General features: G+C 60.3%; 18 protein-coding genes. 7 read left to right on the top strand and 11 right to left on the bottom strand.

Annotated features, from left to right (window positions below; genetic code table 11):
- Nucleotides 1-29 precede the first annotated feature (29 nt).
- The 5 genes from kdpB to ACRXB1_RS04935 all read right to left on the bottom strand — a co-directional run bounded on the left by kdpB (nt 30) and on the right by ACRXB1_RS04935 (nt 6,404).
- Nucleotides 30-2,087 carry a potassium-transporting ATPase subunit KdpB gene (gene kdpB, locus ACRXB1_RS04955; protein WP_449491320.1) on the bottom strand — a complete coding sequence of 686 codons (2,058 nt, stop codon included), beginning with the start codon at nt 2,085-2,087 and terminating at the stop codon, nt 30-32.
- 120 nt (nt 2,088-2,207) lie between these two features.
- Nucleotides 2,208-4,016 (bottom strand): potassium-transporting ATPase subunit KdpA, encoded by a 1,809-nt coding sequence (gene kdpA, locus ACRXB1_RS04950; RefSeq protein WP_449491312.1) that lies wholly within the window; start codon nt 4,014-4,016, stop codon nt 2,208-2,210.
- A complete protein-coding gene (locus tag ACRXB1_RS04945; protein ID WP_056359778.1) occupies nt 4,013-4,108 on the bottom strand; it encodes a potassium-transporting ATPase subunit F in 96 nt (31 codons plus the stop codon). The genes kdpA and ACRXB1_RS04945 overlap by 4 nt, the downstream gene beginning before the upstream one ends.
- Before the next feature lie 301 nt (nt 4,109-4,409).
- A complete protein-coding gene (locus ACRXB1_RS04940) occupies nt 4,410-5,390 on the bottom strand; it encodes a sterol desaturase family protein (protein WP_174364181.1) in 981 nt (326 codons plus the stop codon).
- 39 nt (nt 5,391-5,429) lie between these two features.
- Nucleotides 5,430-6,404 carry a YncE family protein gene (locus ACRXB1_RS04935; RefSeq protein ID WP_449491319.1) on the bottom strand — a complete coding sequence of 325 codons (975 nt, stop codon included), beginning with the start codon at nt 6,402-6,404 and terminating at the stop codon, nt 5,430-5,432.
- A 262-nt stretch (nt 6,405-6,666) separates the two neighbouring features.
- Here ACRXB1_RS04935 and ACRXB1_RS04930 point away from each other — a divergent pair, with 262 nt between their 5' ends.
- Entirely contained in the window at nt 6,667-7,986 is a 1,320-nt protein-coding gene (locus tag ACRXB1_RS04930; RefSeq protein ID WP_062001025.1) for an Nramp family divalent metal transporter, read from the top strand.
- Nucleotides 7,987-8,105: 119 nt separating this feature from the next.
- Nucleotides 8,106-9,320 (top strand): YeeE/YedE family protein, encoded by a 1,215-nt coding sequence (locus ACRXB1_RS04925; RefSeq protein ID WP_449491311.1) that lies wholly within the window; start codon nt 8,106-8,108, stop codon nt 9,318-9,320.
- A gap of 47 nt (nt 9,321-9,367) precedes the next feature.
- Here the strand turns inward: ACRXB1_RS04925 and ACRXB1_RS04920 are convergent, their stop codons facing one another.
- The 5 genes from ACRXB1_RS04920 to ACRXB1_RS04900 form a co-directional block, all read right to left on the bottom strand.
- A complete protein-coding gene (locus ACRXB1_RS04920; protein ID WP_075360244.1) occupies nt 9,368-9,790 on the bottom strand; it encodes a GNAT family N-acetyltransferase in 423 nt (140 codons plus the stop codon).
- A 213-nt stretch (nt 9,791-10,003) separates the two neighbouring features.
- Entirely contained in the window at nt 10,004-10,804 is an 801-nt protein-coding gene (locus ACRXB1_RS04915) for a class I SAM-dependent methyltransferase (RefSeq protein WP_449491310.1), read from the bottom strand.
- A 43-nt stretch (nt 10,805-10,847) separates the two neighbouring features.
- A complete protein-coding gene (locus tag ACRXB1_RS04910; protein ID WP_449491309.1) occupies nt 10,848-11,702 on the bottom strand; it encodes an AraC family transcriptional regulator in 855 nt (284 codons plus the stop codon).
- A gap of 16 nt (nt 11,703-11,718) precedes the next feature.
- Nucleotides 11,719-12,003: a helix-turn-helix domain-containing protein gene (locus tag ACRXB1_RS04905; RefSeq protein WP_062001029.1), complete on the bottom strand. Its 285-nt coding sequence runs from the start codon at nt 12,001-12,003 to the stop codon at nt 11,719-11,721.
- Nucleotides 11,993-13,426, bottom strand: a complete 1,434-nt coding sequence (locus ACRXB1_RS04900) for an aminotransferase-like domain-containing protein (RefSeq protein ID WP_449491308.1) — start codon at nt 13,424-13,426, stop codon at nt 11,993-11,995. Before ACRXB1_RS04900 ends, ACRXB1_RS04905 begins: the two co-directional genes overlap by 11 nt.
- Before the next feature lie 137 nt (nt 13,427-13,563).
- Here ACRXB1_RS04900 and ACRXB1_RS04895 point away from each other — a divergent pair, with 137 nt between their 5' ends.
- Nucleotides 13,564-15,882 carry an FdhF/YdeP family oxidoreductase gene (locus ACRXB1_RS04895; protein WP_449491307.1) on the top strand — a complete coding sequence of 773 codons (2,319 nt, stop codon included), beginning with the start codon at nt 13,564-13,566 and terminating at the stop codon, nt 15,880-15,882.
- A 69-nt stretch (nt 15,883-15,951) separates the two neighbouring features.
- Here the strand turns inward: ACRXB1_RS04895 and ACRXB1_RS04890 are convergent, their stop codons facing one another.
- Nucleotides 15,952-17,019, bottom strand: a complete 1,068-nt coding sequence (locus ACRXB1_RS04890; RefSeq protein WP_449491306.1) for an SDR family oxidoreductase — start codon at nt 17,017-17,019, stop codon at nt 15,952-15,954.
- On the opposite strand from ACRXB1_RS04890, the gene ACRXB1_RS04885 reads away from it, so the two are divergent.
- From ACRXB1_RS04885 to ACRXB1_RS04870, 4 genes are all read left to right on the top strand, one after another.
- Nucleotides 17,018-17,653, top strand: a complete 636-nt coding sequence (locus tag ACRXB1_RS04885) for a hypothetical protein (protein ID WP_305954650.1) — start codon at nt 17,018-17,020, stop codon at nt 17,651-17,653. The two genes, ACRXB1_RS04890 and ACRXB1_RS04885, sit on opposite strands and share 2 nt — an antisense overlap.
- A gap of 21 nt (nt 17,654-17,674) precedes the next feature.
- A complete protein-coding gene (locus ACRXB1_RS04880) occupies nt 17,675-18,709 on the top strand; it encodes a M14 family zinc carboxypeptidase (RefSeq protein ID WP_449491305.1) in 1,035 nt (344 codons plus the stop codon).
- Nucleotides 18,706-19,467, top strand: coding sequence for an alpha/beta fold hydrolase (locus tag ACRXB1_RS04875; protein ID WP_449491304.1), 762 nt, complete (start codon nt 18,706-18,708; stop codon nt 19,465-19,467). Before ACRXB1_RS04880 ends, ACRXB1_RS04875 begins: the two co-directional genes overlap by 4 nt.
- Nucleotides 19,468-19,648: 181 nt before the next feature.
- Nucleotides 19,649-19,929, top strand: a 281-nt coding sequence (locus ACRXB1_RS04870; protein ID WP_449491303.1) for a hypothetical protein, incomplete at its 3' end; no start/stop codon positions are given.

The following is a 19,929-nucleotide window of genomic DNA, read 5'->3' as shown; positions in this document are numbered from 1 at the left end:
ATTGCAAAACCGGCCGCTCACCCGCAAGTTCAGGCCCAGCCAAACGCCGTCAAAATCATGTCGATGACCTTGATGAACGGGAACGGCAGCAAGATGCCGCCGAGACCGTACACGAGCAGGTTGCGGCGCAACAGCGACGCTGCGCCGAGCGGCCGGTACTTCACGCCCTTCAATGCAAGCGGAATCAGCACTACGATGATCAGCGCGTTGAAGATCACTGCCGACAGGATCGCCGACGACGGCGAGCTCAGATGCATCACGTCGAGCACGCGCAATTGCGGGTACGTGGACGCAAACGCAGCCGGGATGATGGCAAAGTACTTGGCCACGTCGTTCGCAATCGAGAACGTGGTGAGTGAGCCGCGCGTCATGAGCATCTGCTTGCCGATCTCCACGATCTCGATCAGCTTGGTCGGGTTCGAGTCGAGATCGACCATGTTCCCGGCTTCCTTCGCCGCCTGAGTGCCGGTGTTCATCGCCACGGCAACGTCGGCCTGGGCAAGCGCCGGTGCGTCGTTGGTGCCGTCGCCGGTCATCGCGACAAGACGGCCTTCGGCCTGGTAGCTGCGGATAGTGGCGAGCTTGGCTTCCGGCGTCGCTTCTGCCAGGAAGTCGTCCACGCCCGCTTCCGCTGCAATAGCGGCGGCCGTCAGGCGGTTGTCGCCCGTGACCATCACGGTCTTGATCCCCATCTTGCGCAGTTCGGCAAAACGCTCCTTGATGCCACCCTTTACGATGTCCTTCAGTTCGATCACACCAAGGACACGCGCGCCGTTGTCGCTGCGTTCGGCGACGACCAGCGGCGTGCTGCCGCGGCGCGCAATTTCATCGACCGCATTCGATACTTCCTGCGGATAGCGGCCGCCATTGCGCTCCACGTACGTCTTGACCGCTACGGCCGCGCCCTTGCGAATCTCGCGATCCGGCAAGTCGACACCGCTCATGCGCGTCTGCGCGGTGAAGTTCAGGAAGGTCGCGTGCAGCGTCGCCATCTCGCGCTGACGGATGTTGAAACGCTGTTTGGCGAGCACCACGATGCTGCGGCCCTCCGGCGTTTCATCGGCAAGCGATGCAAGTTGTGCGGCATCGGCCAGGTCCTGTTCGGAGAGACCGGGGGCGGGGACGAAACTCGATGCCTGACGATTGCCCAGCGTGATCGTGCCGGTCTTGTCGAGCAACAGCACATCCACGTCACCGGCGGCTTCCACGGCACGTCCGGACGTTGCGATCACGTTCGCCTGCATCATGCGGCTCATGCCGGCCACGCCAATGGCAGAAAGCAACCCGCCGATGGTCGTCGGTATCAGGCACACGAGCAGCGCGGCAAGCGCAGTAATCGTCACCACGTGTCCCGCTTTCATGGCGCCGACCGAGAACATCGAGAACGGCAGCAGCGTCGCGGTCGCAAACAGCAGCACGAGGCTCAACGCGACCAGCAGGATCGTCAACGCGATTTCGTTGGGCGTCTTCTGGCGCTTCGCACCTTCGACCATCGCGATCATGCGGTCAAGGAACGCCTCGCCCGGATTGACCGTCACTCGCACCACGATCCAGTCCGACAACACGCGCGTACCGCCCGTCACTGCCGTGAAGTCGCCGCCCGACTCGCGGATAACGGGCGCCGATTCGCCGGTAATGGCGGACTCGTCGACAGAAGCAACGCCATCCACCACTTCACCGTCGGCAGGGATCACGTCACCCGTCTCCACCAGTACGACATCGCCCTTGCGCAGTTCTGTCGCGGTCGTGATCTGGATTGCACCCTTGTGATCGGGCTTGTCCAGCTTCTTCGCCATGACGTCGCGCTTCGCGCTGCGCAGCGATGCAGCCTGCGCCTTCGAACGGCCTTCAGCCAGCGCTTCGGCGAAGTTCGCGAACAGCACCGTGAACCACAGCCACAGCGACACCGCGAGGATGAAACCCGCGGGCGCCTCGGCCTGGCCCGACAAAGCGGCCACCCAAAGGACCGTGGTCAGGATACTGCCCACATACACGCAGAACATCACCGGATTGCGTAATTGCGTGCGCGGGTCGAGCTTCCTGAACGAGTCGGCGATCGCCGGCATGACAATGGCCGGGTCGAACATGGAACGCGCAGCCGAGCGTGAATTTCCCGTTGGCTCCGGATTTTTCTCCGGCGCCTTGTTAGGCGTCTTCACTGGCGGTTTGACAATTGTGTTCATACTTTCCTCTGTATCAGTGACCGCTTATTTGCCCGAGAGCATCATCAGATGCTCGACGATCGGACCCAGCGCAAGCGCCGGCACATACGTCAGCGCGCCCACCAGCACCACCGTGCCGAGCAGCAACACGACGAACAGCGGACCGTGCGTCGGCAGGCTGCCGGCAGTCGTCGCGATACGTTTCTTGGCAGCAAGCGCACCTGCAATGGCAAGCACCGGAATGATCGAACCGAAGCGGCCGAACCACATCGCAATGCCGGTCGTGATGTTGTAGAACGGCGTGCTGACCGTGAGGCCCGCAAACGCGCTGCCGTTATTGTTCGCGGCCGAGCTATAGGCGTAGAGCACTTCGGAGAAGCCATGCGGTCCCGGGTTCGAGATACCCGCCGTGCCCGCGGCCGTCAGCACGCCCATCGACGTGCCGAGCAACACCAGGAACGGCGTCAGCAGCACCACGATCGCGACCATCTTCATCTCGTACGACTCGATCTTCTTGCCGATGTATTCAGGCGTGCGCCCGATCATCAGGCCCGCGACGAATACCGCAAGCATTGCGAAGACGAGCATGCCGTACAGGCCCGAACCCACGCCGCCGAAGATCACTTCGCCGAGCTGAATCAGCAGCATTGGAACGAAGCCGCCCATGGGCGTCAGCGAGTCGTGCGTGTTGTTCACGGCGCCGCACGAAGCCGCCGTCGTCGCAACGGTGAAAATGCCCGACTGCGCAATACCGAAGCGTGTTTCCTTGCCCTCGGCGTTACCACCTGCCTGTAAAGGCGACGCGCTCTGATCGACATGCAGCGATGCAAACAGCGGATTGCCCGCTTGCTCGAACGAGATTTCACCCCAGCATGCAATTGCGAAGGCAATGGTCATCGCGGCAAGAATCGCGTAGCCCTGGCGCCTGTCGCCGACCATCCTTCCGAACACCACGCACAGCGACGCAGGAATGATCAGCATGGAAACCATCTGGACGAAGTTCGAAAACGGCGTCGGGTTTTCATACGGATGCGCTGAGTTGGCATTGAAGAAACCGCCGCCGTTCGTGCCAAGCATCTTGATCGCTTCCTGCGAAGCGACCGGGCCCATTGCAAGCGTCTGCTTGTCGGCCTTGTTGTCGACCATCACGGCATTGCCCTTGGCGTCCTTTACCGGGTTGCCTTGCGCGTCCGTCTTTGGCGTCTGGTATGTCGTGGTCTGCAGCGTGCCGACATCTTTGTACGCTTCGAAGTTCTGGATCACGCCCTGGCTCACGAACACCAGCGCGATGACGGTTGCCATCGGCGCGAGGATGTAGAGCGTGATACGCGTCAGGTCGACCCAGAAGTTGCCGATGGTGGTCGCCGTGTGACGCGCGAAGCCGCGAATCAGCGCAACCACGACAGCAATACCCGTTGCGGCGGACAAGAAGTTCTGCACCGACAAGCCGACCATCTGCGACAGATAACTCGCGGTCGCTTCAGGCGTGTAATCCTGCCAGTTCGTGTTGGTCACGAAGCTGACCGCAGTATTGAACGCGCCGTCGGAGGTCATCGGACCGAAGCCTTGCGGGTTCGACGGCAACCATTGCTGCAGACGAAGGAATCCGAACACCACGAGCGCGCCGAGCGCGTTGAATGCGAGGACGGCAAAGGCGTAATGCTTCCACGACATTTCGGCTTTATCGTCTACGCCGGCCAGCTTGTACAACACTGACTCGATCGGGCGGCCGATGCGGCGAACCACTACGGACGAACCGTCGAGCACGCCGGTTATGTACCGGCCGATGGGAACCGCGAGCGCGATCAGTACGACAATGTAAAGGCCCGCTTGAAACACGTTATTGGCGTTCATTCCAGATCCTCCGCACGCAGCAATGCGTACACGAGGTACACGAACAAGAGCAGTGTCGAGGCACCGGCCAGCACCAGCATCCAGGTGGTCATGGGCGGCCTCCTGGAGCGCGACGCAGCTTGTCGCAACCGATGGTCAGAGCCGCGCATAAAGCCCAGAAGGCGATGATGCCGGCGATATAAAGCAGGTCCATTGTTTTGATCTCCCGTAGCGGATTTGGACGTGCTGAAGGTTAGTTGATCGTGTGTAAACGGCTGGCAAAGAGAACTGCTGCGGGTGTAAAAATCGTGTAAAGATGATTGGGCTGACGTTTTGACGGCGCCAATAAAAAAACGCCATGCGCGAAGCGTATGGCGTTGTGTGATGCGGCGCGGCGTTCAAGCCGCATTAAAACTATTCGGAACGCATTCGCTGCGCAATCCGCGCGAACGCATGCCATTGCTGCGCCCACATGCCCATTCCGTAATCGCGCCCGCGGCCGTCCGGCGCCGGCAACTGATCGCGAATGCCTGTCGGTTCGACCGCGCGATTCCATGAAGCCGTCTTGAACAGCATGTCCCACCACGGAAACAGCACGCCGAAGTTGCAGCCATAACGCGTACCTTCGTGACCATAGCCAATCGCATGATGACGCCGGTGAAACGTCGGACTTACGAGCACGCGGTCGAGCATGGGCACGAATGGCAAGCGGGCGTTCACGTGCTGGATGCTTTGCAGCACATTGCTGAGCGCGACCAGCACGACGAACTGCGACGGCTCCACGCCAATGAAGAGCGAGATGCTCGCGAAGAACGCGGCCTGAATGATGTCATCGAGGAAATGATTGCGGTCGTCGGCCCAGAGCGACATTTGCTGCTGGCTGTGATGAACCGCATGCAATTCCCACCACACGCCAAAGCGGTGTTGCCAACGGTGATACCAGTAGCCCGCGAAATCCAGCACGATCAGATAGATCACGAACGACACAACCGGTTGATCGGTCACGCCGGGCCACAGACTGTCGACCTCGAGATTCGGAACGCCGTGGATCACCATCAGGCTTTGCCAATGATTGAACACGGGCGTCAGCAGGAAAAAGAACGCCAGGTTGATGATGCCGAGCTTCGCTATCCACGTATAAAAAACATCTGAACGAACCGCCTTCCTGTCCTGCCATGTCTCAATGGGACGAAGCGCTTCGAGCGGCCGCAGAATGGCGAACGTCGCCAGCACTTCCAGCGCGCCGATGATGACCCAATAAAGCGCGTCGTAAGTGTCTTCGTCGTAGCCCATCAAGCCGACCTTGAAGAAAATCGGCTGGACAACATCGACGTAAAGCAGCGTCTGCAAACTGCCCACCGCGTTGTCGAGTTGAGCGAGAATTTCAGTAACCATGCAAACGCTCTCCTGCCTCTTCAATCATTGCGGTGTGGCTCAATCCGGATTCGGTGCATACACGGGTGCGCGATTGGCAAAAAAGATTCCGTGCGGCGAGCGGCCGACAGCGATGGTATCGACCAGCTTGTTGGTGTTCAGGTCAATCACGCCAACATGACGCGCGAAGCGGAACCCGACCCACAAGGTCTTGCGATCCGCCGCCAGTTCCATGTCGTCCGGTCCGGGCAGGAGACCGGTGATATCGGCGGTTTTTTGCAGCGTCGTGTAATCGATGATGCTGATCGTGCTCGCCACGCGATTGCTCACGGCAATGTGCTTGCCGTCATCCAGATTGCGGAAGTTGTGCGCGCCCTTGCCCGTCTGAATGCGTTTGATGACTTGCTGCTTGTGCCAGTCGACCACGGCGACATCGTCTTCGCCAGTCATGCCCACGAGCAATTCCTTGTCGCCGGGCGTCATCCACAATCCTGCCGGCGTGTTGCCCACGGGCATTTTCCACTTCACCGTTTGCGTCGGGAGGTCGATGGCGGCGAGTTCACCGGAATCCTGCAAGGTGACAAAAACCGTTCGCGCATCCGATGAAAACGTCATGTGGCTAGGCGTCTTCGCGAGCGGCACACGCTTGGCGAGCGTCAGGTCGTGGCCGTCGTATTTGTAGATATCGATCCGGTCCAGGCGCAAGCCCGCCGTAACGAACCATTTATGGTCAAGAGAAAAACCGAGCTGGTACGGGTCCTCGATCCCCTCGAGGCGCCGTTGCACCTTGCCGTCATGCGGGTCCAGAAAGATCAGATCATTCGACACGGAATCTGCGACGATGAGCGAACTGCCATCGGGCGTGATCATCAGGTGATGCGGTTCCTTGCCTGTCGGTTGCGTGCCGACGACCTTGCGTGCGGCTTCATCGATAAGCGTAAGTTTCGCCTCGCCGGAATCCAGCACGATGACTTTTGAATCCGGGGCGATCGCGGCGAATGCAGCGCTGGAGGCCAGTACGGATGCCAGCGTCATCATTGAAAGGTTTCTGATTGCAGTTCGACGCATATTGAAAGGATTTAATTCGAGGAGGTTCGGGAGGACCAAAAATGTGTTTTGATAGCTCAAAAGACGGCAGATCATTTGCTAAGGGCCAATAACCTAGCTTAGCGGCGCAATCTTAAGCCATTGAAGCATCGCGCGTGACATGCTGGTGCGGCCGCCTGATAGCAAGAAGACAGCCGGATACCGGTCGCAATTACGCAAACCCTTTATCTCTAACGTATCGAGTTGATTAATGGATGACCGGGCGCGCAACGAAACTAGTCGATCGATGAGCGAAAGCACCACGCGTGCGATGCAGGAAGTGCTCGACGGCCGGCGCACGGGCCTGGCTGTCCTGCTTCCGTTCGCGGGACCGGCGGTGGTTGTCTCCGTCGCTTATATGGACCCGGGTAATTTCGCGACCAATATTCAAGCAGGCGCGCGCTACGGCTATGGATTGTTGTGGGTTGTGTTGCTTGCGAATCTGATCGCGATGTTATTCCAGGCGCTTTCTGCAAAGCTCGGCATCGTCACCGGGAAGAACCTAGCCGAATTGTGCCGGGATAATTTTCCTAAGCCGCTGGTTTATCTCATGTGGGCCGTTAGCGAAGTTGCCGCCATGGCGACCGATCTCGCGGAATTCCTCGGCGGCGCTATTGGCCTTAGCTTGCTGTTTCACATGCCGATCCTGATCGGCATGGTGGTGACGGCTGTCATCACTTACGGCCTGCTGATGTTCGAGAAAGCGGGTTACCGGCCGCTTGAACTGGTGATCGGTGCGCTGGTGGGAATCATCGGATTGTCTTATCTGGCGGAGCTGTTCATTACGCCTGTCGCCTGGGCGAAAGTCGGCTTGCACCTCTTTTCGCCATCGCTGCCGGACGCGCAGGCGGTCACCATCGCGGTTGGCATCATCGGCGCGACGGTCATGCCTCATGCGCTTTTCCTGCATTCGGGTCTGACGCAACGGCGCCTGCCTGCGCGCACGGAAGTCGAGCGCAAGAAGATCATTCTGTTTTCGAACGTGGAAGTGGTCATTGCTTTGACCATTGCCGGCATGATCAACATTGCGATGGTCATCATGGCGTCCGGCGCGTTTCATTCGGGTCATCCGGAAGTGGCCGAGATCGAAACGGCGTACCACACGCTAGCGCCGTTATTGGGGATTGCCGCGGCCGGCATTTTCCTTTTGTCGCTGATCGCGTCGGGCATATCGAGTTCTGTCGTCGGGACCATGGCGGGGCAGATGATCATGCAGGGGTTCGTCGGGTTCCGCATTCCGCTGTGGCTACGCCGCGCGCTGACGATGATTCCGAGCTTTGTCGTCGTCTGGATGGGCGTGAACACCACGCAGGCGCTGGTCATGAGTCAGGTCGTGCTGAGTCTCGCGTTACCGTTTCCAATGGCCGCGCTCGTATGGTTCACGTGCAGCAAGAAGGTCATGGGCCATTATCAGAATAGAACGCTCGTCAGAGCGGCATCGATTGTTGCGGCCGTTGCTGTGCTGGCGCTCAACATGGTTTTGCTGCTGCAGGCCGGCGGCGTGAGTATTCCGGGTTTGCCGGATGCGTGAAGGTCGGGGCCAACGCTCAACACGCGGCCGTAAAGGTGTGTGCTTCACGAGGGTTTTAACCCCGCACTTTTCCCAAACGCGAGAAAATGCCCGTTTTCGCAAACCTCGCGGAGCATCGAATGTCCGATCTAGCCTCACCGGTATCGCGCCATTTCAGCGTCGATCCCAAGCCGCTCGGCATTGCCGCGCTTCTCATTCTTGCCGGCGCGCTGTATCTCGCGCAAGCCGTCAACGGCCGTCAGGCCGCGTTGTATATCGTCGGCGCGCTGCTCGGCGTCACGCTTTATCACGCGGCGTTCGGTTTTACGTCGGCGTGGCGCGTCTTTATTGCCGATGGCCGCGGCGCCGGCCTGCGCGCGCAAATGGTCATGCTCGCAGTCGGCGTTACGTTGTTCTTCCCAGCACTCGCGGCCGGGTCGCTGTTCGGCATGCCGGTCACGGGACTGGTTTCGCCGGCCGGCACGTCGGTGGTCTTCGGTGCGTTCATCTTCGGTATTGGCATGCAGCTCGGCGGCGGCTGTGCATCGGGCACGCTGTACACCGTCGGGGGCGGCAGCACGCGCATGATCGTGACGCTCGTGGCGTTTATCGTCGGCTCGGTCGTCGCCACCGCGCATATGCCGTTCTGGACCGCGTTGCCGTCGCTGCAACCCGTTTCGCTCGTGAAGTCGCTCGGCGCGGGGCCGGCGCTCGTGCTCAACTGGGTTGTGTTCGCTGCCATTGCGGGGATCACGGTCGTGGTCGAAAAACGGCGGCATGGCCGTCTTGTCGCCGCGCATACGCAACCGCCGCATGCATCGCCGTGGCTGCATGGGCCATGGCCGCTCGTTGCCGGCGCAATTGCGCTCGCGTTGCTCAACTTCGCCACGCTCGCGCTTTCGGGGAGGCCGTGGGGCATTACGTCGGCGTTCGCGTTGTGGGGCGCGAAGGCGGCGTCGGCGATCGGATTCGATGTCGCGAGCTGGCCGTACTGGGCAAGCAAGGCGAACGCCGCTGCGCTCGCCGCGCCCGTTTCGCGTGATGTGACGTCCGTGATGGATATCGGCATTGTTCTCGGCGCAATGATGGCGGCGGGGCTTGCAGGCCGCTACGCGCCGGTATGGCGCTTGCCGTTGCGCTCGCTGGTCGCGGCGATCATCGGCGGGCTGTTGCTCGGTTATGGCGCGCGGCTCGCTTATGGCTGCAATATCGGCGCATATTTCAGCGGCATTGTTTCGGGCAGCCTGCACGGCTGGCTGTGGCTCGTTGCAGCGTTCTTCGGCAACGTGGTCGGGACGCGGCTGCGCCCTGTGTTTGGGCTGGAAGTGGAACGGCTCAAGCCTACTGCTTGCTGATTGTTTTTCTTCAGGCCGTTGCGCTTTGCGTTCGGCCTGAATTCGGCCTAAAGCTTCCGCGAAAACCGCGTCAACGTCTCGACCGGATGCCAGCCGGCCTTGAGCCAGAACGCGCTGGCTGATTCGTTATCGACGACGACGTCCAGATGCACCCACCCCAGGTGATGTTCTCTTAAGCGCTCCACGCAGATATCGATCATCTTGCGCGCCACGCCCTGGCCTCGCGCAACAGGCGCGACCACGACGTGCTGCAAGAAACCCCGGCGGCCGTCGTGACTGGCGAGCGCGCAACCGATCATCGTGTTGGCATTGAACGCGACAACGCTCAACCCCGGATTCCTCGCCAGCAAGCGTCCAATCCCTTCCCGGCTGTCAGTCACCGGCCGAATGTCCACGCCCGGTGTCTCGCGCCACAGCGCGAGCACCGCGTCGTAGTCGTCAAGTACCATGTCCCGAATCTGTACGTCCATCGTTTCTTCCTGCCAAGCACGGTTTGATTGATTGCCCGGAAACAGTTTATAAGAACACGGCAAGCTGCGAACCTTTTGCGGTCCAGTTCGGCGATGCGCTTGCGTATCGCCGGAATGAGCTGTTCGCCGTAGGTGATGGCTGCGTCATGACGGTAATGCATTTTTCTGCTATCGAAAGATGCGTGAATTGATTAACGCGGCCGGGCGGTCGTTCTATTTGACGCCGACAGCCTTGAAGAACGTGTAGCAGAACACGCCGTCGTCTTGCGCCGTACGATAAAGATCCTGGATGCCGCGGTCGAACACTCGCGGGTCGATCAGTCCAGCGGATATGGCGGGTTCGCGCACGCCTTCGATCATCGCGGTGAAGGTCTTTCGCGTGAATCCATCGACCAGTTCGGGGCGGCTCGCGTCCGCGTACACCAATCGTGGCGATACGCGGAGGTTGCCAAAACCGGCGTCAAACAGAAGGGGATAAAGCTGCCTGCCGATCAACGCATTGCCGCCCGCTTGCCGCTGCAATGCGACCTGACACGCAATTGCTGCACGCGCTTCAGCGCTATCCGGATGAAAAAACGCCGAGCCATGATCGCCTTCCACGACCGTGATCGTGCCGCCGGGTTTCAGCAGATGTTTGAGCCGCGTCAACGCCTCGACCGGCTTCGCGACATGTTCCAGCACGAAGCAGACGAACACATGATCGAAGGAATCCGCCTCGAACGGCAACGCAAAAATATCGGCATGATGAAACCGCACGTTCGTGAGTTGCGCGGCTTCTGTCTTGCGTCTCGCCTCCTCGACGGATTCCGCATTGATGTCCACCGATACAAAGCGTGCATCCGGACTTTGGCGCCCCAGCGTGACTGTCTGTGCACCAACCCCGCACCCTGCTTCCAGCACGGTCGCGCCGGCCGGATAAATGGTATCGGCATGCAGCAAGTCGACCAGCGTCCTCGCCTGATCGTGCAGCCGGCTGTTCTCTTGCGATAGATAACCGTGTACGTATGCAGTCATGAAACCAGACCTCCTTTTCGGTCCGCCTAGTTTCGGGTCTGCGTCAGCGCCCGTCTTGAATGAAATTGCGGCGCGATTGAAGGAGGGTTCTCTGCCACGCGCCCGGCGTGAATCCGAAGTGGCGCGCAAAGATGCGGGTCATGTGACTCTGGTCCGCAAAACCGCAGTCGGCCGCAGCCTGGACGAGACTCGCGCCGTCCCGTATGAGAGCCCGTGCGCGTTCCGCACGTTGCAGCAACAACCAGGCGTGAGGCGGCACGCCGTACATCTTTTCAAATCGCCGCAGCACCTGAAACCTGCTCAGGCCGACCATTAGCGCCAGCTCGCCGAGCGTGGGCGGGTCGAGCGCTTCATCGGCAAGACGATCACGCACACGGCTGACATCGTGAGCAGTCTCACGCTCGATGCGCGCCGTGGAATGACCATTCAGCAACAGCATGCAGGTCTCGGCGAGCGACTCTTCGCACGCCAGTGCGTCCGCGCCGCTCGAACCGTGTGTGGCGTCGAAGTTTTCGATCCGGTCCAACAGCGTCTTAAGCGCGATGCCAAGCCGTGGGTCGTGAATCACCGGACGCGTCAGCGCGACCGGATGCTGGTCAAGTGACATTGATGCAACCGTCTCAGGCTCGAGATACACCATGCGCCAGCGACGCGAGGCGCCGCCGAGTGGCCGGCCATCGTGGACCTCCCCGGGGTTGGTCGTGATCAGGTCGCCGGCAAATGCGTCGACCTGACCGCGCCCGCTCGCCGAGCTTTGCGCGCCGCTCTCCAGATAACCGAGACCATAGGTCGCGTGCCAGTGCTTGCCGAAGTGACAGGCGCTCTCTATATCGGTGCAATACACGCTGGTCCATGGAGAGCCAAGGACTTTGCATGCATGGGCAGGAGGCGCTTTCATTGGATCAGGCAGTGCATCAAGGTTCGCCGAGCCCCGGTTCGGTCCCTCGTGCAAACAACTGCGCACAGAGATCCTTGCCGGCATCGGTCAGGGCCACTGCAGGCACGCCTGCGTCGCTCGGTGTGGTGTCGAGCAAACCCGTATCCGATAGCGCCGTGATTTGGCGGCGCAAGCTGCTCATCGGCAAGCCGGACTGCTTCGATAACTTCGCGAGCGACCACGCCCGCGCGGGCGATTCTTCCGCGGCGCGCCACAACTGCGTGAGGATCGCGATCAGCGCCGGATCGATTTCATCGTTCATGCTGTCTCCTGCCGGCCATGCTGTCGGCCAGTTCGCCTAGCGTTTTCAACGCGGCTTCTGTTTGTATGTTCCAAGGATAACTGTAGTTGAGCCGGATAAAATGGCGAAACGCATCGCGCGATGAAAACATCGTCCCGGGACCGATTGTGATGCCGCGATCGAGCGCCGCTTTATAAAGCTTCATTGAATCGACGCTGGACGGAAGTTCGACCCACAGTACGTAGCCGCCCATCGGCTCGGAAGTCTGGGTGCCCGCCGGAAAAAAGCGCAGCACGGTGGCGATCATGAGCCGGGCCTGTTGCCGGTAAACACGGCGAACGTGGCGCAAATGATGGTCGTAGCCGCCCTGCCTCAGATAATCCGCCACGGCGACTTGTGGCACCGAAGGCGTCGTCAGCGTGTTGAGAAACTTGAGCTTCTCGACTTGCCGCCTGTAGCGCCCGGGCATCGCCCAACCGATCCGGTAGGACGCCGTCAGGCTCTTTGAAAACGACGCGCAATGCAGCACGAGGCCTTTCTTATCGAAGTTCTTGAGCGCGGACGGACGCGCATCGCCGTAGTAGAGCTCCTGGTACACGTCGTTTTCTATCACCGGAATCTCGTGCGTCGCGAGCAACGCGACTAGGCGCTTTTTGTTTGTATCGGACATCACGAAACCCAGCGGGTTCTGGAAGTTCGGCATGACCATGCACGCCGAAATTTCATGCTCGCCGATGATGTTCGCCAACGCATCGATATCGATTCCTTCGGACGGATGCGTCGGCACTTCGATGGCGCGCATTCCCATGCGCTCGATCGCGTGCAGCATTGCGTAGTAAGTCGGCGACTCGACCGCGACCGTGTCGCCGGGTTTGGCGACGGCCTGCAGGCTCAGGTTGATGGCCTCGGTTGCGCCGACCGTGATGACGATCTCGTCCGGGTCCACGGGTACGCCGTTCTCCGCGTAACGCCGCGCGATCTGGCGGATCAATTCGGGATTGCCGGGCGGCAGGTCATCGATCAGATTCCAGCTCGAATGCCGCCGGGCGATGGCGTTCGCCAACTGGTTGATCTTGCGCCACGGGAACAGCGACGGGTCCGGATACGGCGAGCCGAGCGGCGTGGCGTCCTCCGAGCGGATGGAGCGCAGTGTGGAGAGTACGAGGCGGCTGACATCGACCGTCGATGCAACCGCCGGCGGCTGCGATGCTGTAGGCGGTTCAGCCTTCGCCGCCGGCATCTCGCGCACGAAGTAGCCGGACTGTGGTCGCGTCTCCAGCAGACCGCGGCTTTCCAGCAAAGCGTACGCGCGCAGGACCGTCTTGATGCTGACGTCGTACTGCGTGCTCGCCTGACGCACGGAAGGCACGCGTTCGCCAACCGCGAACACGCCGCGCCGCATGGCTTCTTCGACCTCAGCCGCAAGCTTTTCGTAAAGCAACACGATGCAAACCGCCTTGAAAGTCCTGAGTCTGCAACTGTACTCCTTGCGCATCCGATTTTTTGTGTACCGCACGCTCCGTGGAACACAGTAACCTCTTGTCATTGGCGTACAGCCTCCTGCACAAGCGGTTAAATGACATGAAAAAGCCAGAACCCCGTATCGAGCCGTACACGCACCCCGCCGCCGGCTGGGGCGCGTTGAAGTACGTCGCCATCAACCTGCTGAAAGAAAAGGTCTCCGGCGGCAATTACCGGTTGCTGTTCGGCCAGAACCAGCCCGACGGTTTCGATTGCCCCGGTTGCGCCTGGCCGGATCGCGAACATGCATCCACATTCGAGTTCTGTGAAAACGGCGTGAAGGCCGTCGCCGCCGAATCCACGAGCAAACGCGTCACGCCTGCATTCTTCGAGGATCACACCGTCGAAGCGTTGATGACGCAGTCGGACTACGAGCTGGAACAGCACGGACGCCTCACCGATCCGCTCGTCTACGACGCCGCCCGCGACCGCTACGTCCCCATCTCGTGGGACGACGCGTTCGGGCTGATCGCCGAGCATCTGAATCGCCTCGACAACCCCGACCGCGCCGCGTTCTATACATCCGGCCGCGCAAGCAACGAAGCTGCGTTTCTTTACCAGTTGTTCGTGCGTATGTACGGCACCAACAACTTCCCTGATTGCTCGAACATGTGCCACGAAGCCACGAGCCGCGGCTTGCCCGTGACCGTTGGCGTCGGCAAGGGAACCGTTACGCTCGAGGACTTCGAACACGCCGATACGTTGCTTCTGTTCGGCCAGAATCCCGCGACGAATCACCCGCGCATGCTTGGCGAATTGCGCGAATGCGCGAAGCGCGGCGCGACCATCGTGTCGATCAACCCGCTGCGCGAACGGGGTCTCGAACGTTTTGCAAGCCCGCAGCATCCGGTGGAGATGCTGACCGGCGGTAGCACCAAGATCAGCTCGGTTTTCATCCGCCCGAAGATCGGCGGCGACTTCGCCTTGATCAAGGGCGTGGCAAAACGCGTGATCGAACTCGACGACGAAGCCCTGAAACAAGGCTTGCAGCGCGTGCTCGACGTGGATTTCATCGAAGAACATACGGTAGGTTTTGATGCCTTCGCCGACGATCTTCGCGCTGAGGACTGGGACGCCATCGTCGCGGAATCCGGCGTGCCGATCGAAGACGTGCTGCAACTCGCCGACATCTACGTGCGCGGCCGCGCCGTGATTTCAACGTGGGGCATGGGCCTCACACAGCACAAGAATTCCGTGCCGACCGTGCAGATCCTGTCGAACCTGATGATGATGCGCGGCAACATCGGCAAGCTCGGCGCGGGCCTGTGCCCGGTGCGCGGACATTCGAATGTGCAGGGTGACCGGACTGTGGGTATCGAAGAAAGGCCGACGCAAGCGTTCCTGGATCGCCTTGGCGCCGCTTACGACTTCGAGCCGCCGCGCGAACATGGTTACGACGTGGTGCGCTCGATTGAAGCGATGCTCGCCGGCGACGTGAAGGTGTTCATTGGACTCGGCGGCAATTTTTCGATCGCCACGCCTGATACGCCACGCGTCTGGGAAGCCATGCGTTCTTGCGACCTGACCGTGCATATCACGACGAAGCTCAACCGCAGTCACCTGATTCATGGCCGCGACGCGCTGATCCTGCCGACGCTCGGACGCACCGAGATCGACATGCAGAACGGCGTGGCGCAAGGTGTGAGTGTCGAAGATTCGATGAGCATGGTCCACATCTCGTACGGGATGAACAAGCCGGCATCGGCAAACCTGCTGTCCGAGATCGCGATCGTTGCGCGCATGGCGCACGCGACGCTTGGCAGCGCGAAAGTCGACTGGCTTGCAAACGCAAACGACTACGCGCTGATTCGCGATGGCATTGAAAAGGTGATCGATGGCTTCGAGAACTACAACGAACGCCTGAAGCATCCGGGCGGTTTTCATCTCGGCGTGGCATCGCGTGAACGCGTGTGGAATACGCCGACGGGCAAGGCGCAGTTCCTCGTGAATCCCATCGACCTGGATTCGCCGATTCACCGCGCACGCCACATGCATGGCGAGCGTTTGATGACACTGATGACAACGCGCTCGCACGATCAGTACAACACGACCATCTACGGTCTCGATGACCGCTATCGCGGCGTGTATGGCCAGCGCCGCGTGCTGTTTGCGAACGCGCTGGACATCGAGATGCTGGGTTTCGAAGCGGGGCAGCGCGTGGACATCACGAGCGTCTGGGACGACAATGTGAAGCGTCGAGCCGATGGTTTCCTGCTCGTGGAGTACGACATTCCGCGAGGGTGTCTTGGCGCTTATTATCCGGAAACGAATCCGCTCGTGCCGTTGTCGAGCGTCGCCGATGGCGCCGGAACGCCTACGTCGAAATCCATTCCGGTGTTGCTGAGGGCTTCCGCCGTATCGCAACTGGAAGCGGCTTGAGCTTGTTCACGGGTCGACGAAAAACCGCGCTCGATCATGAACCGGGCGCGGTTTTCTATGCCGCCACGGTCAAGGAATGATCCTCTGTACCTTCAGCCGGTCGAACAGATCGTAAAACGATTCATCGGTAGGCTGGAAATCAAGGAACCCGAGCTTGCGGCTCTTGGCCATGTCGGTGACGACTTCCATCGGACGGCCAAGGTCTGCATCGGTGTGCCACCACGATGCAAGCTTGGTGATATCGCTTTCCACAAGGTCGAAGCGGCCGGCGATCTCCTTCCATAGCGCCGCACTCTCCTGCATCCGGCTTTCGAGCGGCCGCACTTCGCCATCGAAGGGAACGGGTTCCACGCCGAAGTACTCCGCGATCCGCGACCACATCCATTTCCAGCGGAACACATCGCCATTCACGATGTTGAAGTCTTCGTTCTTTGCCGCGTCCGTGGTCGAGGCCCATTCGAGATGGCGTGCCAGCATACGTGCATCTGTCATATCGGTGAGGCCGTTCCATTGCATCGGCGAGCCGGGGAACACGAACGGCAGCCCCGAATGCTTGCAGAGGGTTGCATACACCGCGAGCGTCGTACCCATGTTCATCGCGTTGCCGATGGCAAAGCCAATGATCGTATGCGGACGATGCACGCTCCATGAGAAGCCCTGCCGCTTCGCTGCGGCGAATACGCGATCTTCCTGCTCGTAGTAGAAGTTATCGACGTCCTGACGACCCTGACTCTCGCGAAATGGCGTGTCGGGCACGGCGCCCGTTGCGTATGCCTCGAACGGCCCGAGATAATGCTTGAGCCCGGTGACGAGCGCGACGTGTTCGAGCTTCGATGGACCCTGCTCCAGCGCATCGAGCACATTGCTCACCATGGCGCCGTTCACACGAATGTTCTCGCTCTCGGTCGCCTGACGCGCCCATGTGGTGAGAAATACGTGCGTGACATCGATTTCCTCGAGCGCCGCCTTGACCGATTCCGCCGACGTCAGATCGGCAGTAACCGGCTTGACGTTCGCCGAAACGGGCGTGCGGCCGCGTGAAAGTCCGTGGACTTCCCAGCCCGATTCAATGAGCCGGTCCGCGAGATTACTGCCCGCGATGCCGCTGACTCCAACTATAAGTGCGCGATTCGTCATGGGAAATTTGAATGAAAAGAAGGTGGACGGGGTGACCTGGACAGCAAGGCATCAGGCAACAAACGTTCCCAATGATGGCAGTAATCCGGCACACGTGCCGCCCAGTTATCGCGAGCAGCGGTTTTTGAACAGGGAAATAAACCGTATATACTGTTTGTACTATTATTTTTCCGGAGACCTCATGCACGCATCCACCACGAAGAGCCCAAGCAAGAAAGCCGCTGAAATTTTGAACGCCACGCCGATCGAAACCACTCCTGCAGCGCCTGTTGCGGTCAGCAAACGCAAGGCAAGCGCCAAAGCCGTGGAAGCCGCCACTGAAGTCCAGGCGAAAGCCGTGAAAGTGCCGGTCAAGTCGAAAGTCAAAACAGCACCCGCTGAGCCCGACACCCACGAAAAGCCCAAGCGCGCGAAGAAGGAAAAAGTCGTGCGCGACAGTTTCACGATGCCGAAATCCGATTACGACAAGATCGCCGCGCTGAAACAAAAATGCCTCGCGAACGGCGTGCATGTAAAAAAAGGCGAGTTGTTGCGCGCCGGACTGCTCATACTCGAGGCTGCGAATATCGAACAGCTTACCGCTGCGGTTGCTGCCGTCGAGACCGTCAAGACGGGCAGGCCAGTCAAGTCCTGATTCAATTAACCGGGCCGTGGCATGAGTACTTTACGCGTGGCGTCCGAAAGCTTTACGGAGCTCGACGATCTAAACGCCATCCTGAGTTCAGGCGCGAAACGTCTGCAAACTCGCACGGTCGGCGAGGTGCGTGCGGGCGCACGCACCTTCCCTATCCTGACTGCAAGCATCGGCTCGGAAGATCCGCAAGCGCCCGCCATCGGCTTTTTTGGCGGCGTGCACGGGCTGGAGCGTATCGGCACGCAACTCATTCTCGACTACATGCGTGCACTGCTGCGCCGCCTCGAATGGGACGAACTGCTGCTTCAGCAACTGCAATCGGTGCGGCTCGTCTTCATGCCGATCGTCAATCCTGGCGGCATGTGGGCAAACACGCGGTCGAACCCTAACGGCGTCGACCTGATGCGCAATGCACCGCAAAACGCGGAGGGCCGTGTGCCATTCCTGGCGGGCGGGCAGCGGATCGGTTCGTGGCTGCCGTGGTATCGCGGAGCGCGTGACACCGCGCTCGAAGTCGAAAGCGAAGCGCTGCTTGGAGTCGTCAAGCACGAACTGATGAACCGTCCGCTCAGCTTCGCGCTCGATTGTCACTCGGGCTACGGTTGGGACGACAGCATCTGGTTTCCGTACGCGCGCACGCAAAAGCAGATGCCGCATCTTCCGGAGATGTACCAGCTCAAGGTCATGTTCGAACAGGCGTACCCGCATCACGGTTATGCGTTCGAGCCGCAGAGCCATCAATACCTGCTTCATGGCGACTTGTGGGATTGCGCGTATGACCAGACGCCGCCGTCCAACGTCTTCTTGCCAATGACTCTCGAACTCGGCTCATGGCGCTGGATCCGCAAGAATCCGCGCCAGCTCTTTTCGCGTCTCGGCATGTTCAATCCCATCAAGGCGCATCGCGTGGAACGGGTGCTGCGTCGTCACGCGAATTTTTTCGATTTCCTGACACGCGCGGCATTTGCATCGAACAGATGGATGCCTGAAGGCGATGCGCGCGCCCCCATCCTCGAGCGCGCGATGGAACACTGGCAACGCAAGTCATCGCGATGAACGCCTGGATCCTGCTGCGTGGACTGACGCGCGAGGGGCGCCACTGGGGCAAGTTCCTGGAGCATCTGCGGCTTGAAGCAGCGCGGCCCGGCGATCAGGTCACGCTGCTCGACCTGCCTGGAAATGGCCGCGAAAGCGTACTGGCTGCGCACCTCAACGTATCCGACATGACCATTTTCGTGCGCTCGCGCGCAGCCGCAGCAGGACTGAAACCGCCCTACCGGTTGCTCGCGATGTCGCTTGGCGGCATGGTCGCAACCGACTGGGCGCAACGATATCCAGAGGATATCGAACGCCTGGTGTTGATCAACACGAGCATGCGCCCGTTCGCGGCCATGCAAGAACGCCTGCAACTTGCCGCATGGCCGCAATTGCTGCGCGCGGCCGCCCTGTGGAACGATCCGCTGCGATGCGAAGGCATCATCCACGGCGTGACATGCAACCGCACGGACACCTTCGACGATGACCTCGCCGTGTGGACCACGATCCGCCGGGTCGCGCCCGTAAGCGCGAAAAACGCATTGCGGCAGCTTTGGGCCGCTGCGCGGTTTCGTGCCGGCGAGCAGGCGCCGGCGTGTCCGACGCTGCTGTTGTCATCGAAGATGGATCATCTTGTCAAAGCGGTGTGTTCCGAGCGCATTGCGAAGCAGTGGCAGGCCGAACATAGGCAACACGCGTGGGCCGGCCACGATCTTCCCCACGACGATCCCGTCTGGACCGCCGACGCAATCGCCGGATGGCTGAAGACGTTGCGCTGAAGAAAACACCGCGGGATGGATTTTCCCTGAGAATGCCGGTTACCCTGGCACCGCTGCATTCAGACGGCTAAAGTTTTCACGGAAGACGCCGTTACTAAGCATGCAGTGTCTCTTTGCGTCGGATCCGTTTGCACTATTCGGTCCGGCGCTTTTCGTGCCCGGCGCCACCTCCGAACCTGATATGTTGCGAAAAACCCTGACGCTCGCGATGAGTGCGCTCTTGCCGGGTGCATTTGCATCGAATGTTTCGCCAACAGAACTGACGACCATCTCCGTCAGCCTGATCGTGCAGGAAAGCTGCATGATCCAGTCGGCCGTAGAACCCTCGCCGGTTGTGCGGCCGAGCGTGTCGTGCCTGCACGGGCAGGCTGACGGAGATGGTCGTCAGTTCTGTTGGCGAAACATTCGATGCAAATGCACCCGGCAAGAGCGCACTCATCGCGAGCGTCAGGGTTTTTCGCA

Source organism: Caballeronia sp. M23-90, from assembly GCF_053574605.1.
This window is presented reverse-complemented; position numbering and strand designations above follow the sequence as displayed.

Coding starts and splice junctions, on each gene's coding strand:
- kdpB (WP_449491320.1), bottom strand. CDS start 2,087: ATGTTCGACCCGGCCATTGTCATGCCGGCGATCGCCGACTCGTTCAGG.
- kdpA (WP_449491312.1), bottom strand. CDS start 4,016: ATGAACGCCAATAACGTGTTTCAAGCGGGCCTTTACATTGTCGTACTG.
- ACRXB1_RS04945 (WP_056359778.1), bottom strand. CDS start 4,108: ATGACCACCTGGATGCTGGTGCTGGCCGGTGCCTCGACACTGCTCTTG.
- ACRXB1_RS04940 (WP_174364181.1), bottom strand. CDS start 5,390: ATGGTTACTGAAATTCTCGCTCAACTCGACAACGCGGTGGGCAGTTTG.
- ACRXB1_RS04935 (WP_449491319.1), bottom strand. CDS start 6,404: ATGACGCTGGCATCCGTACTGGCCTCCAGCGCTGCATTCGCCGCGATC.
- ACRXB1_RS04930 (WP_062001025.1), top strand. CDS start 6,667: ATGGATGACCGGGCGCGCAACGAAACTAGTCGATCGATGAGCGAAAGC.
- ACRXB1_RS04925 (WP_449491311.1), top strand. CDS start 8,106: ATGTCCGATCTAGCCTCACCGGTATCGCGCCATTTCAGCGTCGATCCC.
- ACRXB1_RS04920 (WP_075360244.1), bottom strand. CDS start 9,790: ATGGACGTACAGATTCGGGACATGGTACTTGACGACTACGACGCGGTG.
- ACRXB1_RS04915 (WP_449491310.1), bottom strand. CDS start 10,804: ATGACTGCATACGTACACGGTTATCTATCGCAAGAGAACAGCCGGCTG.
- ACRXB1_RS04910 (WP_449491309.1), bottom strand. CDS start 11,702: ATGAAAGCGCCTCCTGCCCATGCATGCAAAGTCCTTGGCTCTCCATGG.
- ACRXB1_RS04905 (WP_062001029.1), bottom strand. CDS start 12,003: ATGAACGATGAAATCGATCCGGCGCTGATCGCGATCCTCACGCAGTTG.
- ACRXB1_RS04895 (WP_449491307.1), top strand. CDS start 13,564: ATGAAAAAGCCAGAACCCCGTATCGAGCCGTACACGCACCCCGCCGCC.
- ACRXB1_RS04885 (WP_305954650.1), top strand. CDS start 17,018: ATGGGAAATTTGAATGAAAAGAAGGTGGACGGGGTGACCTGGACAGCA.
- ACRXB1_RS04890 (WP_449491306.1), bottom strand. CDS start 17,019: ATGACGAATCGCGCACTTATAGTTGGAGTCAGCGGCATCGCGGGCAGT.
- ACRXB1_RS04880 (WP_449491305.1), top strand. CDS start 17,675: ATGAGTACTTTACGCGTGGCGTCCGAAAGCTTTACGGAGCTCGACGAT.
- ACRXB1_RS04875 (WP_449491304.1), top strand. CDS start 18,706: ATGAACGCCTGGATCCTGCTGCGTGGACTGACGCGCGAGGGGCGCCAC.